The organism is Streptococcus oralis (genome assembly GCF_003942875.1).
Classification (GTDB): Bacteria; Bacillota; Bacilli; order Lactobacillales; family Streptococcaceae; genus Streptococcus; species Streptococcus oralis_BX.
In genome coordinates this window covers 232,041-246,320 of sequence record NZ_RMVK01000002.1, presented here as the reverse complement: position 1 = coordinate 246,320, position 14,280 = coordinate 232,041, and the positions used below count along the sequence as shown (strand labels likewise).

The 14,280-nt window shown below is 40.3% G+C and carries 13 protein-coding genes; 11 read left to right on the top strand and 2 right to left on the bottom strand.

Annotated features, from left to right (window positions below):
• Positions 1–93: 93 nt before the first annotated feature.
• From yjbM to D8844_RS03305, 9 genes are all read left to right on the top strand, one after another.
• On the top strand, positions 94–765 hold the full coding sequence (gene yjbM / locus D8844_RS03345) for a GTP diphosphokinase (RefSeq protein WP_000151555.1): 672 nt from the start codon (positions 94–96) through the stop codon (positions 763–765).
• A complete protein-coding gene (locus D8844_RS03340) occupies positions 749–1,567 on the top strand; it encodes an NAD kinase (RefSeq protein ID WP_125421888.1) in 819 nt (272 codons plus the stop codon). The genes yjbM and D8844_RS03340 overlap by 17 nt, the downstream gene beginning before the upstream one ends.
• Positions 1,564–2,460 (top strand): RluA family pseudouridine synthase, encoded by an 897-nt coding sequence (locus tag D8844_RS03335; RefSeq protein ID WP_049518761.1) that lies wholly within the window; start codon positions 1,564–1,566, stop codon positions 2,458–2,460. The genes D8844_RS03340 and D8844_RS03335 overlap by 4 nt, the downstream gene beginning before the upstream one ends.
• Before the next feature lie 43 nt (positions 2,461–2,503).
• Complete coding sequence (gene pta / locus D8844_RS03330) at positions 2,504–3,478, top strand: phosphate acetyltransferase (RefSeq protein ID WP_125421886.1); 975 nt, start codon at positions 2,504–2,506, stop codon at positions 3,476–3,478.
• 82 nt (positions 3,479–3,560) lie between these two features.
• On the top strand, positions 3,561–4,721 hold the full coding sequence (gene mutY, locus D8844_RS03325) for an A/G-specific adenine glycosylase (protein ID WP_125421883.1): 1,161 nt from the start codon (positions 3,561–3,563) through the stop codon (positions 4,719–4,721).
• 76 nt (positions 4,722–4,797) lie between these two features.
• Positions 4,798–5,505: a response regulator YycF gene (gene yycF / locus D8844_RS03320; protein ID WP_125421880.1), complete on the top strand. Its 708-nt coding sequence runs from the start codon at positions 4,798–4,800 to the stop codon at positions 5,503–5,505.
• Positions 5,498–6,847: a cell wall metabolism sensor histidine kinase VicK gene (vicK, locus tag D8844_RS03315; protein ID WP_000568720.1), complete on the top strand. Its 1,350-nt coding sequence runs from the start codon at positions 5,498–5,500 to the stop codon at positions 6,845–6,847. The genes yycF and vicK overlap by 8 nt, the downstream gene beginning before the upstream one ends.
• A 1-nt stretch (position 6,848) precedes the next feature.
• Positions 6,849–7,658 carry an exodeoxyribonuclease WalJ gene (gene walJ / locus D8844_RS03310; protein ID WP_070567443.1) on the top strand — a complete coding sequence of 270 codons (810 nt, stop codon included), beginning with the start codon at positions 6,849–6,851 and terminating at the stop codon, positions 7,656–7,658.
• An 87-nt stretch (positions 7,659–7,745) separates the two neighbouring features.
• Positions 7,746–8,579, top strand: a complete 834-nt coding sequence (locus tag D8844_RS03305) for a potassium channel family protein (protein WP_260467543.1) — start codon at positions 7,746–7,748, stop codon at positions 8,577–8,579.
• Here D8844_RS03305 and D8844_RS03300 read toward each other — a convergent pair.
• Positions 8,557–8,904, bottom strand: a complete 348-nt coding sequence (locus D8844_RS03300; RefSeq protein WP_125421877.1) for a DUF6568 family protein — start codon at positions 8,902–8,904, stop codon at positions 8,557–8,559. The genes D8844_RS03305 and D8844_RS03300 overlap by 23 nt on opposite strands.
• 111 nt (positions 8,905–9,015) lie before the next feature.
• Positions 9,016–10,734, bottom strand: a complete 1,719-nt coding sequence (locus D8844_RS03295; RefSeq protein ID WP_125421875.1) for a phospho-sugar mutase — start codon at positions 10,732–10,734, stop codon at positions 9,016–9,018.
• 410 nt (positions 10,735–11,144) lie between these two features.
• Between D8844_RS03295 and D8844_RS03290 the strand changes: the two genes are divergently transcribed.
• Positions 11,145–12,299 carry a DUF4352 domain-containing protein gene (locus tag D8844_RS03290; protein ID WP_070535336.1) on the top strand — a complete coding sequence of 385 codons (1,155 nt, stop codon included), beginning with the start codon at positions 11,145–11,147 and terminating at the stop codon, positions 12,297–12,299.
• 78 nt (positions 12,300–12,377) lie between these two features.
• Entirely contained in the window at positions 12,378–14,279 is a 1,902-nt protein-coding gene (gene abc-f, locus D8844_RS03285; protein WP_125421872.1) for a ribosomal protection-like ABC-F family protein, read from the top strand.
• Position 14,280: the final 1 nt, after the last annotated feature.

The following is a 14,280-nucleotide window of genomic DNA, read 5'->3' as shown; positions in this document are numbered from 1 at the left end:
ATGGTATAATGGACAATGTATTTATTGTATACGAATGTACTGAAAAAATCAAAGATTTTCGACAGAGCAATCAAACATTACAAGGGAGAAAGTATGACCATAGAATGGGAAGAATTTTTAGATCCTTACATTCAGGCTGTTGGTGAATTGAAGATTAAACTTCGGGGAATTCGCAAACAGTATCGTAAGCAAAACAAGCATTCTCCGATTGAGTTTGTAACGGGTCGTGTCAAACCGATTGAAAGTATCAAAGAAAAAATGGCTCGTCGAGGAATTACATATGCAAGTCTGGAACATGATCTGCAAGACATTGCTGGTTTACGTGTCATGGTTCAGTTCGTTGATGACGTTAAAGAAGTAGTTGAGATTCTACGTAAACGCCAAGATATGAGAGTCGTTCAGGAACGAGACTATATCACTCATCGTAAGGCTTCAGGTTATCGTTCTTATCACGTGGTTGTCGAATACACGGTTGATACGATAAACGGAGCGAAGACGATTTTGGCGGAAATTCAAATACGTACTTTGGCCATGAATTTCTGGGCTACGATTGAACACTCGCTCAATTATAAATATCAGGGCGATTTTCCAGAAGAAATCAGGAAAAGACTGGAAATCACGGCCAAAATAGCCTATCAACTGGATGAAGAAATGGGTAAGATTCGTGATGATATCCAGGAAGCGCAGGCTCTCTTTGATCCATTGAGCAGAAAATTAAACGATGGTGTAGGAAATAGTGACGATACAGATGAAGAATACAGGTAAACGAGTTGACCTCATAGCAAATAGAAAGCCACAAAGTCAGAAGGTCTTGCATGAGCTGAGAGAAAAACTCAAGAAACAACATTTTATACTGAACGATACCAATCCCGACATCGTCATTTCGATTGGTGGCGATGGAATGCTTTTGTCTGCCTTTCACAAGTATGAGAATCAGTTAGACAAGGTTCGATTTGTAGGTGTTCATACAGGGCATTTGGGATTTTACACAGATTATCGTGATTTTGAGCTGGATCAGTTGATGACCAATCTTTTACTAGATACTGGTGCCAAAGTTTCCTATCCAGTCTTGAATGTCAAGGTAACGCTTGAAAATGGAGAAGTGAAAATCTTCCGTGCTTTAAATGAAGCCAGTATCCGTCGATCAGATCGGACCATGGTTGCGGATATCATCATTAACCACGTTCCATTTGAGAGATTTCGTGGAGATGGAGTGACTGTTTCAACGCCGACGGGAAGTACCGCCTACAACAAGTCCTTGGGTGGAGCTGTCTTGCATCCTACCATTGAAGCCTTGCAGTTGACGGAAATAGCAAGTCTTAACAACCGAGTCTATCGCACTTTGGGGTCATCGATCATTATTCCCAAAAAAGATAAGATTGAACTTTTGCCGACACGCAATGATTATCACACGATATCAGTCGATAACAGCGTCTATTCCTTCCGTAATATCGAACGGATTGAGTATCAAATCGACCATCACAAGATTCACTTCGTAGCGACTCCAAGTCACACTAGTTTCTGGAATCGTGTCAAAGATGCCTTCATCGGCGAGGTGGATGAATGAGGTTCGAATTTATCGCAGATGAGCACGTCAAAGTCAAAACTTTCCTCAAGAAACATGAGGTTTCTAAGGGGCTTTTGGCTAAGATTAAGTTTCGAGGCGGGGCTATACTGGTCAATGGCCAACCACAAAATGCGACTTATCTCTTAGATATTGGAGATAGGGTAACTATTGATATCCCTGCAGAGGAAGGGTTTGAGAGCCTTGAAGCTATTGATCGACCACTCGATATCTTGTATGAGGATGACCATTTTCTGGTTTTGAATAAGCCTTATGGAGTAGCTTCCATCCCCAGTGTCAATCATTCCAATACCATTGCTAATTTTATCAAGGGCTATTATGTAAAGCAAAACTATGAAAACCAGCAAGTTCACATCGTGACTAGGCTTGATAGAGATACTTCTGGTTTGATGCTTTTTGCCAAGCACGGCTACGCTCATGCACGTTTAGACAAGCAGTTGCAACGAAAGTCTATCGAGAAACGCTACTTTGCTTTGGTTAAAGGAGCTGGTGTCTTGGAGCCTGAAGGGGAGATTATTGCGCCGATTGCGCGTGATGAAGATTCTATTATCACAAGACGGGTTGCCAAAGGTGGGAAATACGCTCATACGTCATACAAAGTTGTAGCTTCTTACGGAAATATTCACTTGGTCGATATTCAACTGCATACTGGACGAACTCATCAGATCCGAGTGCATTTTTCTCACATCGGTTTTCCTCTTTTAGGAGACGATCTCTATGGAGGAAGTTTAGACGACGGCATTCAGCGTCAGGCCTTGCATTGCCATTATTTATCTTTTTATCATCCCTTTCTAGAGCAAGATTTGCAGCTAGAAAGCCCCTTACCGGATGATTTCAGCAATCTTATTACTCAGTTATCAACTAATACTCTTTAAAAACTATTTGGAGTATAATTTATTTTCTTAAAGGAGAAAACTCATGGAAGTTTTTGAAAGTCTCAAAGCCAACCTGGTTGGCAAAAATGCTCGTATCGTTCTCCCTGAAGGAGAAGAGCCACGTATTCTTCAAGCGACAAAACGCTTGGTAAAAGAAACAGAAGTAATCCCTGTTTTGCTTGGAAATCCTGAAAAAGTTAAAATTTATCTTGAAATTGAAGGAATCATGGATGGTTATGAAGTCATTGACCCTCAACACTATCCTCAATTTGAAGAAATGGTTGCTGCCTTGGTAGAGCGTCGTAAGGGCAAAATGACTGAAGAAGAAGCGCGCAAAGTTTTGGTTGATGATGTCAACTACTTTGGTGTGATGCTAGTCTACTTGGGCTTGGTTGACGGTATGGTATCTGGTGCAATTCACTCAACTGCTTCAACAGTTCGCCCAGCCCTACAAATCATTAAAACTCGTCCAAACGTAACTCGTACTTCAGGTGCTTTCCTCATGGTTCGTGGTACGGAACGTTACCTATTTGGAGACTGTGCCATTAACATCAATCCAGATGCAGAAGCCTTGGCTGAAATCGCGATCAATTCAGCAATCACAGCTAAGATGTTTGGTATTGAACCTAAAATTGCTATGCTAAGCTATTCTACTAAAGGTTCAGGATTTGGTGAAAGTGTTGATAAGGTCGTAGAAGCAACTAAAATTGCTCACGACTTGCGTCCCGACCTTGAGATTGATGGGGAGTTGCAATTTGACGCTGCCTTTGTTCCTGAAACTGCAGCTCTAAAAGCTCCAGGAAGTAACGTAGCTGGTCAAGCAAATGTTTTTATCTTCCCAGGTATTGAAGCCGGAAATATTGGGTATAAGATGGCAGAACGTCTCGGTGGTTTTGCGGCTGTCGGACCTGTTTTGCAAGGTTTGAACAAGCCAGTAAACGACCTTTCTCGTGGATGTAATGCAGATGATGTGTACAAGTTGACCCTTATCACTGCTGCCCAAGCGGTTCATCAATAAGGTTTAGTCCTCTTTCCCATGGGAAGAGGCTTTTTAGTACTGAGAAAAAGACAGTTAGAAGCTTCTATGTTATACTAGATATATGTTAGATTTGAAAGAATACGGTGTTGACATGTGGCCAGAGGAAAAGATTTTCTCTTTTCGTGAGAAACTCCTCAACTGGTATGATGAAAACAAGCGAGATTTACCCTGGCGAAGAAGTAAAAATCCTTATCACATATGGGTTTCTGAAATCATGCTGCAGCAGACTAGGGTAGATACGGTTATTCCCTACTACGAACGATTCTTGGACTGGTTTCCAACAGTAGAAAGTTTGGCAAATGCGCCTGAGGAGCGTTTACTGAAAGCTTGGGAGGGGTTGGGCTATTATTCCCGCGTACGCAATATGCAGTCGGCGGCTCAGCAGATTATGACAGACTTTGAAGGGAAATTTCCAAACACTTACGAAGGGATTTCTAGCTTGAAAGGGATTGGCCCCTACACTGCGGGAGCAATTTCCAGTATCGCTTTTAATTTACCCGAGCCAGCAGTTGATGGCAATGTCATGCGGGTTTTGGCACGCTTGTTTGAGGTAAATTATGATATCGGAGTTCCTAGTAATCGAAAGATTTTCCAAGCCATGATGGAAATCTTGATTGACCCGAAACGACCAGGTGACTTTAACCAAGCTCTGATGGACTTGGGCTCTGATATAGAGTCTCCGGTTAACCCTCGACCAGAAGAAAGTCCTGTTAAGGAATTTAGCGCAGCCTATAAGAATGGAACCATGGATCGTTATCCGATTAAAGAACCCAAGAAAAAGCCCCTACCAATTTATCTCAAGGCTTTGGTTGTACGCAATGACTATGGTCAATATCTTCTTGAGAAAAACGAAAGCGAGAAACTACTAGCAGGTTTTTGGCATTTCCCATTGATTGAAGTTGATGATTTCTCAAGTGATGACGATCAGCTAGATCTCTTTTCTCAAGTCAAAGAGGAAAGCAGAGCATTTGGACCAAGCCCTCAAGAAAACTTTGAGCAGGATTATGATTTAGAAGTGAATTGGTCCCAGCAAGTATTTGACCAGGTCAAGCATGTATTTAGTCATCGGAAATGGCATATTCAAATCCTAGCAGGCCAAGTGACAGATTCGAAACAGTTTTCGGACAGAGAAATTCGCTGGGTTTCTCCTCAGGAGTTTTCTGATTATCCACTTGCGAAACCTCAACAAAAAATTTGGCAGGCTTATAAAAACAACTCTTGAAGATGAAGGCTTACAGTAGCCATTTGTGCCTTCTTTGCATTTTTTTGTTATAATAGATAGAGAAAAAGGTGATAAAATGAAAAAAATATTAATTGTAGATGATGAGAAACCAATCTCAGATATTATTAAGTTTAATATGGCCAAGGAAGGTTATGAAGTTGTTACAGCCTTCAATGGTCGTGAGGCGATCGAGCTATTTGAAGTAGAGCAACCGGATATTATTATCCTCGACTTGATGTTACCTGAAATTGATGGTTTAGAAGTTGCTAAAGCTATTCGTAAGACTAGTAGCGTTCCGATTATCATGCTATCAGCTAAGGATAGCGAATTTGACAAGGTTATTGGTTTAGAGTTAGGTGCAGATGATTATGTTACAAAACCTTTCTCAAATCGTGAGTTGCAGGCTCGTGTCAAGGCCCTGCTTCGTCGTACAGACCTAGTTTCAGTAGATAGCCAAGAGTCTGACGAGAAGAAGACGCAACCTTTACAAATTGGTGATTTGGAAATCGTTCCAGATGCTTACGTGGCTAAGAAATATGGTGAGGAGTTAGATTTGACCCACCGTGAGTTTGAACTCTTGTATCACTTGGCATCTCATATTGGACAAGTGATTACGCGTGAACACTTGCTTGAGACTGTATGGGGTTATGACTATTTTGGTGATGTTCGTACTGTGGACGTGACCATTAGACGCTTGCGTGAGAAAATAGAAGACACTCCAAGTCGTCCAGAGTACATTCTCACACGTCGTGGTGTTGGATACTATATGAGAAATAATGATTGAAGATATTAGACAAACTATTCTGACCAGCGATTTTATCTTTATCTTGATTTTACTGGGCTTTATCCTGGTGGTGACCTTGCTGTTACTGGAAAATCGTCGGGATAATATCCGTCTGAAGGAGATAAATCAAAAGGTTAAGGACTTGATTGCAGGTGATTATTCTCAAGTTTTGGACTTGCAAGGAAGTACAGAAATCACCAATATCACCAATAATCTGAACGATTTGTCAGAAGTTATTCGTTTGACCCAAGAAAATCTGGAACAAGAGAGTAAACGATTGAACAGTATTCTTTCTTACATGACAGATGGCGTTCTTGCGACCAATCGTCGTGGCCAGATTACTATGATCAACGATATGGCCAAGAAACAGCTCGGTGTGCAGAAAGAAGATGTTCTGAATAAAAGCATCCTTGAATTGCTTAAGATAGAAGATGAGTATGAGCTGCGTGATCTAATTACACAGATTCCTGAGTTGACGATTGACTCCCAGGATGTGAATGGGGAATACCTGAGCCTTCGTGTACGTTTTGCTCTGGTTCGTCGTGAGTCAGGTTTCATCTCTGGTTTGGTTGCCGTTTTACATGATACGACCGAGCAGGAGAAGGAAGAGCGTGAGCGAAGACTCTTTGTTTCGAACGTGAGTCACGAGTTGCGAACTCCTTTGACCAGTGTTAAATCTTATCTTGAAGCCTTGGACGAGGGAGCTCTGTATGATCCTGTTGCTCCTGATTTTATCAAGGTTTCACTCGATGAAACCAACCGTATGATGCGGATGGTGACAGATCTCTTGCATCTCTCTCGTATTGATAATGCGACCACTCAGTTAGATGTGGAATTGATTAATTTTACAGCATTCATCACCTTTATTCTCAACCGCTTTGATAAGATGAGAAGCCAGGATGACGAGAAAAAATATGAGCTTGTCAGAGATTACCCTATTAATTCAGTTTGGATCGAGATTGATACCGATAAGATGACTCAGGTGATTGATAATATTCTTAACAATGCCATCAAGTACTCACCAGATGGTGGGAAAATCACTGTCAGCATGAAGACCACAGATGACCAGATGATTTTATCCATCAAAGACCAAGGTCTAGGTATTCCAAAGCAAGACTTGCCGAAGATTTTTGACCGTTTCTACCGTGTGGATCGTGCAAGAAGCCGGGCTCAAGGTGGAACTGGTCTAGGCCTGGCTATCGCAAAAGAAATCATCAAACAACACAATGGCTTTATATGGGCCAAAAGTGAATACGGTAAGGGATCGACCTTTACCATAGTGCTCCCTTATGATAAGGATGCCGTAAAAGAAGAAATATGGGAGGACGAAATAGAAGACTAGAATGAGTGAAATAGGCTTTAAATACAGTATTTTAGCATCAGGTTCCAGTGGAAATTCCTTTTATCTGGAAACCCCAAAAAAGAAGATCCTAGTGGATGCAGGCCTGTCTGGTAAGAAGATTACCAGCCTGCTAGCTGAAATCAATCGCAAACCAGAAGATCTGGATGCGATTTTGATTACGCATGAGCACTCAGACCATATCCATGGAGTCGGTGTCTTGGCTCGTAAATATGGCATGGATCTTTACGCCAATGAAAAGACCTGGCAGGCTATGGAAAATAGTAAGTACCTCGGCAAGGTGGACTCTTCGCAGAAGCATATCTTTGAAATGGGCAAAACCAAAACCTTTGGCGATATCGACATTGAGAGTTTTGGTGTCAGCCATGATGCAGTAGCACCCCAGTTTTACCGATTTATGAAAGACGACAAGAGCTTCGTCATGTTGACCGATACAGGTTATGTCAGTGACCGTATGGCTGGGATTGTCGAAAATGCTGACGGTTATCTCATCGAGTCCAACCACGACGTAGAAATCTTGCGAGCAGGATCTTATGCTTGGCGACTCAAACAACGAATCCTATCGGATCTCGGTCACCTTTCTAACGAAGACGGTGCTGAGGCCATGATTCGTGCAATGGGAAATCGAACAAAGAAAATCTATCTTGGGCATTTGTCTAAAGAGAACAATATCAAAGAACTGGCTCATATGACTATGGTCAACCAGCTAGCCCAAGCGGATCTGGGAGTCGGAGTAGACTTTAAAGTTTACGATACCTCACCAGATACTGCAACACCATTGACAGATATATAAAAAAGAAGGCGAGTGCCTTCTTTTGTTTTGTACTTTATCAGGGTTTTAGTGTGGTATAATGATAAAAATAACTAAAGGAGTAGTAGTGTGAAGAGAAAATGGTTATTAAAGGATTACTATGACACAACGATTATCATTCTTGCATTGATATCCGTTGTCCTTGTTTTGCTTGGATTTGCTGAGATGATTGATTTGGATAATCCACCCTATAGTATTATTGACTTACTACTTTGGTTTATCTTTGCGGTGGATTATGGTTGGCGGTTTTTTTCAAGTAAAGAAAAATGGAGATTTATACTTGAAAATATCTTCGATTTGCTAGCTATCCTTCCTTTGAATGCTATTTTTACAGTATTTCGCTTAGGGCGTATCTTCCGCTTAACAAGGCTGACAAAATTACTGAAACTAACTCGTCTTTTAAGAGTCGTTGGATTGACTGGCAAGTTGGAAAAAAAGGTTGGAAAACTCTTACGAACAAATGGCTTACTTTATATTTTCTATCTCAATTCCTTTATTGTACTGGTAGGTAGTTCAATTTTATCTGTTGTTGAAGAAAAATCATTCTCAGATAGTCTTTGGTGGGCGCTTGTGACTGTAACGACTGTTGGTTATGGAGATATTGTTCCTGCGTCGATTTTTGGAAAGTGGTTAGCTGTTTTACTAATGCTTGTTGGTATTGGCACAATAGGGATGTTAACGAGTGCCTTGACAAACTTTCTTGTAAAGGATAATCCAGATGAGCAGATAAAACTTGATAACCTCCAAGACGAATTACGGAGTCAAAGAATATTACTAGAGAAACAATCTGAAAAGATAGAAGAACTGCATAGAATGATACAAGACTTGCTTGAAAAAAATAATTTAGACCATAAAAAAAACCACTCGATGAGTGGTTTTTTTACAATCCAGCAAATTCCTTGATTTCTTGTGTGGACATGGAAGAGTCGCAACGGACATTGATTTGGCCATCTGCAATGTGAACAAATCCTGGTACGGTTGGAATTCCATAATGTGAGCGGAATTCTTGCAATTCATTGAGTTGGCTTGGTTCTTCACTGTTGATGAAGTAGATGTGAGCTTTGGTTTCAGCTACGACACCTGCCAATGTGCCTGCAAATTTACGGCAGTAAGGGCAAGTTTTGCGACCAATAAAGAAGATTGCAGTTTCTTTTTTATCAAGAGCTTCTTGTGCACGCGCAACTGTAGTGACTTCAAGGTCTTTGATGTTTTCTAAAAATTGTTCCATGAGATTACCTCGCTTTCATTGATAAGTCTAGTATGCCATAAAGTTTCTAAAAATGCTTAGATTTGATACGAAAAAAAGATGAGATTGGTTGGTCTCATCTTTTATAGTTTCTTATTTAACAAAAGCATTGATTTCAGCTTCGATGTTGGCAATCTTAGCTTGTGAATCTTCATTGCTTTCACCCACAACAGCAATGTAGAACTTGATTTTTGGTTCTGTACCTGAAGGGCGAACTGCAATCCATGAACCGTCAGCAAGTGTATATTTCAACACATCACTTGGAGGAGTTGTCAAGTTTGTAACAGTACCATCAGCAGCAGTAGCAGTTTGAGCCTTGAAGTCTTCTACGACAGTGATAGCTGTTGCATTCCATTCTTTTGGAGCATTGTTACGGAACTTAGCCATGATTTCCTTGATTTGTTCTGCACCATCAACACCAGAAAGGGTAACAGAGATAGTCTTTTCAGCGTAGTAGCCGTATTCTTTGTAGATTTCTTCGATACCGTCAGCAAGTGTCAAACCACGTGAACGGTAGTAGGCAGCAAGCTCAGCAACGACAAGAACGGCTTGGATGGCGTCTTTATCACGTACGAATGGTTTAATCAAGTAACCGAAGCTTTCTTCAAATCCCATCATGTAAGTGTGATTGTGTTTTTCTTCAAATTCTTGGATTTTCTCTGCGATAAATTTGAAACCTGTCAAAACGTTGAACATGGTTGCGCCGTAGCTTTCAGCAATCTTCGTTACCAAGTCAGTTGATACGATGGATTTGCAGAGAGCTGCATTTTCAGGAAGAGTTCCAGCATTTTTGTGGGCTTCCAAGATGTATTTAGCCATGATAGCACCGATTTGGTTACCTGAAAGGTTAAGGTAGCTACCATCTTTTTGAAGAACTTCAACACCAACACGGTCAGCGTCAGGGTCAGTTGCAACAAGCACATCTGCACCAACTTGACGACCAAGTTCTTCAGCAAGGGCGAAGGCTGCTTGGCTTTCTGGGTTTGGAGATTTTACAGTTGAGAAGTCAGGATCAGCAGTTGCTTGTGCTTCAACAACTTGAACAGAGTCAAATCCTGCTTGAGCAAGAGCACGACGAGCCAACATTTCACCCGTACCATGAAGTGGTGTGTAGACAATCTTCATGTCTTTACCGAATTCTTCGATCAAGGCTGGGTTGATGTTTACGTCTTTAACTTCTTTAAGGTATTCTGCATCAACAGCTTCGCCGATAACTTCAATCAAGCCAGAAGCTTTTTCCGCTTCTACATCGGCAACTTCCACAGCGAATGGATTTTCGATTGCACGAATGTAAGTTGTCAAAGCATCTGCATCATGTGGAGGCATTTGTCCACCGTCTTCACCATAAACCTTGTAACCGTTAAATGGAGCAGGGTTGTGACTGGCAGTAATCATGATACCTGCAAAACAGTTGAGGTGACGAACTGCAAATGAGAGTTCTGGAGTTGGACGGAGGCTTTCAAATACGTAAGATTTGATACCGTGTTTAGCAAGAACTGCAGCAGATTCAAAGGCAAACTCAGGTGAGAAGTGACGGCTATCATAGGCAATCGCCACACCACGTTCTTTTTCATTTCCATCTTTTGACTCAATCAAACGAGCCAAACCCTCAGTTGCTTGGCGAACAACGTAGATGTTGATGCGGTTTGTACCAGCACCAATCAAGCCACGCATACCTGCAGTACCAAATTCAAGATTGGTATAAAAGGCGTCTTCCTTTGTTTTTTCGTCCATATTGATTAAGTCTTGACGAAGGTAGTCTGGAAGGTCAGCAAAATCGACCCATTTTTGATAATTTTCTTGGTAAGTCATAGAGTGTCTCCTTTGTTTATTTGCTTTAATCGCTTTCATTATATCACGATTTGACATTTTAGTAAAACGTTAGCATAACTTAAAATGTAGGAAATTAACTTTTGTACTTTAGCGGGAAAATGGTGGGGACTGTGCTTACTTATACTAAGTTAGGGATGAAAATTAATTATTAGATACTTTATAACATGAAAGTTTATAATTCATTTTGTAGGTTTGTTGAAGAAAAAAATCAAAAATATTGTTATATTCTATTCTTTTTATAAAGAATCCTTTAATGTATCAAATGAACAGATAGAAAAATTTAAGTTAAAACTCTATAAATTTAAGATATTTTGAAAAATTCTGGTTTCTGTTTTGATTTTTATTCTACGTATGGTAAAATATAGTAAATCATTAAAGGAGAATCCATTATGAAAAAAATTCTTAAGCATTCTGCTTTGCTTTTATCAGCTTTAGCACTGGTTGCCTGTGGAGCTTCCAAAAAAGCAAGCGACAATGGTACTGCCTCGAACTCAAACTTTGAAGTTTCAGTAAAAGACGGTATGTTTGTATTGCCTAAAGATGAAGATTCATCTTCAAGCTACCTTGCACTTCAAGTCGAAATCAAGAACAATCGTGATAAACAGTTTAGTTTTACTAGCCAAGATATCACGCTATACAATGAAAAGGATGAAAAATTACAACCAATTCAAGTTTATGAAAGCGACAGTAAAACGAAATTTATGTCATATGGTGACAGTCTTTCTAAAGGAAAGAGCGTTGCTGGTTACGTAGTGTATGAAGTCGATAAGAATGCTAAGTATGAACTTCACTTTGCACCTAGCTTTTACGATGACATCAAAGAAAATTCTAAAAAGAATAACGATGTAGCAATCAAGGTGGATCCAAGTCAGTATGAAGACAATATTGATGAAGCGAAAGATGTAATGAAAAAATATGTCGATGCTGTTTACCTTAATGGGGAAAGTTCTGGTGGTGGAACGAACCTAAGTGCTACTGATAATAAGTCACAAGTTGTTGCGCTTGCTGATGATAAAAAATCTTCTGATAATAGTGCTGAATTCACAAACGATGCGAAAGCTGATAAAGAAGAGTTTATCAAGAAATTTACAGAATCGTTCGGAAAAGGCTTCTATAACTACAAACCGTCTGATTCAGAACTTAGAACATTCGCAGATGCTTACATCAAAGCAAATGCTAAGAGAGCAAAAGTTGATTACAAGGTGAAGACATACTTGCCAGACTATGCTGTTGTTTATGTTAGACCAGAAACAATCGACTTGGATAACTTGAATGTTTATGAATTGAGCCGTAAATTCTACGAAGAAAACAAAGGTAAATATAGCAACTACTCTGAAGCTATGAAAGCTGGTGAAAAATACATTTTAGAAAATGCACCAAGTCAATTTGATTCAACTCCTCTAGACACTAGTGATAACATGAAGAAAGAGGGTTATGAAATTAAAATGACTAAGAAAGATGGAAAATGGACCATCGATACCTCTTCTAAAAACTATGAATTGAAAGATATGGCTCGCACATTCCGTGGAGGCATTGGATACTAAGATGAAAGGTTCGAGTTTATGACTCGAACTTTTTTCATTGCAATTGTGCAAAAGAGAAAAAGATAGTAAAATAGAGATATGATTATTCTACAAGCTAATAAAATTGAACGTTCTTTTGCAGGAGAGGTTCTTTTTGATAATATCAACCTGCAAGTTGATGAACGAGACAGGATTGCTCTTGTTGGGAAAAATGGTGCAGGTAAGTCTACTCTTTTAAAGATTTTGGTTGGGGAAGAGGAGCCAACTAGTGGAGAAATCAATAAGAAAAAAGATATTTCTCTCTCTTACCTAGCCCAAGATAGCCGTTTTGAGTCTGAAAATACCATCTACGATGAAATGCTTCACGTCTTTGATGACTTGCGTCGGACAGATAAACAACTGCGTCAGATGGAGTTGGAGATGGGTGAAAAGTCTGGTGAAGATCTAGATAAACTGATGGCGGATTATGATCGTTTATCAGAGAATTTCCGCCAGGATGGTGGCTTTACTTACGAAGCTGATATTCGAGCGATTTTGAATGGATTCAAGTTTGACGAGTCTATGTGGCAGATGAAAATTGCCGAGCTTTCGGGTGGTCAAAATACCCGTCTGGCACTGGCTAAAATGCTTCTTGAAAAGCCCAATCTCTTGGTCTTGGACGAGCCAACCAACCACTTGGATATCGAAACCATAGCCTGGCTAGAGAATTACTTGGTGAACTATAGCGGCGCCCTCATTATTGTCAGTCACGACCGTTACTTTTTGGACAAGGTTGCGACGGTTACACTGGATTTGACTAAGCATTCCTTGGATCGTTATGCGGGCAATTATTCTCGTTTTGTTGAGTTAAAGGAGCAAAAGCTAGCTACTGAGGCAAAAAACTATGAAAAGCAACAGAAGGAAATCGCGGCTCTAGAAGACTTTGTCAATCGCAATCTAGTCCGAGCTTCAACAACCAAACGTGCTCAATCTCGCCGTAAACAACTAGAAAAAATGGAGCGTTTGGACAAGCCTGAAGTTGGCAAGAAATCAGCCAATATGACCTTCCAGTCTGAAAAAACGTCAGGAAATGTCGTTTTGACCGTTGAAAATGCGTCTATTGGTTATGATGGGGAAATACTCTCAGAACCTATCAACCTAGACCTTCGTAAGATGAATGCTGTTGCGATTGTCGGACCAAATGGTATTGGCAAATCAACCTTTATCAAGTCAATAGTAGACCAGATCCCTTTTATCAAGGGAGAGAGGCGTTTTGGCGCTAATGTGGATGTTGGTTACTATGATCAGACTCAAAGCAAGCTAACACCAAGTAATACGGTTCTGGATGAACTTTGGAATGATTTTAAACTGACACCAGAAGTTGAAATCCGCAACCGTCTTGGTGCCTTCCTTTTCTCAGGAGATGATGTTAAAAAGTCTGTAGGGATGCTGTCAGGTGGCGAGAAAGCCCGTTTGTTGCTTGCCAAACTTTCAATGGAAAACAATAACTTCTTGATTTTGGACGAGCCGACCAACCACTTGGATATTGATAGCAAGGAAGTGTTAGAAAATGCTCTGATTGATTTTGATGGAACCCTTCTTTTTGTTAGCCACGACCGTTACTTTATCAATCGTGTAGCCACTCATGTACTGGAATTGTCTGAGAGTGGTTCAACCCTCTACCTTGGAGATTATGACTACTATGTTGATAAAAAGGCTGAAATAGAAGTCAGCCAGACAGAGGAAGCTTCAATGAGTAATCAAGCAAAAGAAGCAAGTTCAGCTAATGACTACCAAGCTCAGAAAGAAAGTCAAAAAGAAGTTCGCAAACTCATGCGACAAATCGAAAATCTAGAAGCTGAAATCGAAGAGTTAGAAACTCAAAGTCAAGCCATTTCTGAACAAATGCTGGAAACCAACGATGCTGAAAAGCTCATGGATTTGCAGGCTGAACTGGATAAAATCAGCCATCGTCAGGAAGAAGCTATGCTTGAGTGGGAAGAATTATCGGAGCAGGTATAAG

Excerpts from the sequence above, each read along its gene's own strand:
- yjbM (WP_000151555.1), top strand. The coding sequence starts at position 94 with ATGACCATAGAATGGGAAGAATTTTTAGATCCTTACATTCAGGCTGTT.
- D8844_RS03340 (WP_125421888.1), top strand. The coding sequence starts at position 749 with ATGAAGAATACAGGTAAACGAGTTGACCTCATAGCAAATAGAAAGCCA.
- D8844_RS03335 (WP_049518761.1), top strand. The coding sequence starts at position 1,564 with ATGAGGTTCGAATTTATCGCAGATGAGCACGTCAAAGTCAAAACTTTC.
- pta (WP_125421886.1), top strand. The coding sequence starts at position 2,504 with ATGGAAGTTTTTGAAAGTCTCAAAGCCAACCTGGTTGGCAAAAATGCT.
- mutY (WP_125421883.1), top strand. The coding sequence starts at position 3,561 with ATGTTAGATTTGAAAGAATACGGTGTTGACATGTGGCCAGAGGAAAAG.
- yycF (WP_125421880.1), top strand. The coding sequence starts at position 4,798 with ATGAAAAAAATATTAATTGTAGATGATGAGAAACCAATCTCAGATATT.
- vicK (WP_000568720.1), top strand. The coding sequence starts at position 5,498 with ATGATTGAAGATATTAGACAAACTATTCTGACCAGCGATTTTATCTTT.
- walJ (WP_070567443.1), top strand. The coding sequence starts at position 6,849 with ATGAGTGAAATAGGCTTTAAATACAGTATTTTAGCATCAGGTTCCAGT.
- D8844_RS03300 (WP_125421877.1), bottom strand. The coding sequence starts at position 8,904 with ATGGAACAATTTTTAGAAAACATCAAAGACCTTGAAGTCACTACAGTT.
- D8844_RS03295 (WP_125421875.1), bottom strand. The coding sequence starts at position 10,734 with ATGACTTACCAAGAAAATTATCAAAAATGGGTCGATTTTGCTGACCTT.
- D8844_RS03290 (WP_070535336.1), top strand. The coding sequence starts at position 11,145 with ATGAAAAAAATTCTTAAGCATTCTGCTTTGCTTTTATCAGCTTTAGCA.
- abc-f (WP_125421872.1), top strand. The coding sequence starts at position 12,378 with ATGATTATTCTACAAGCTAATAAAATTGAACGTTCTTTTGCAGGAGAG.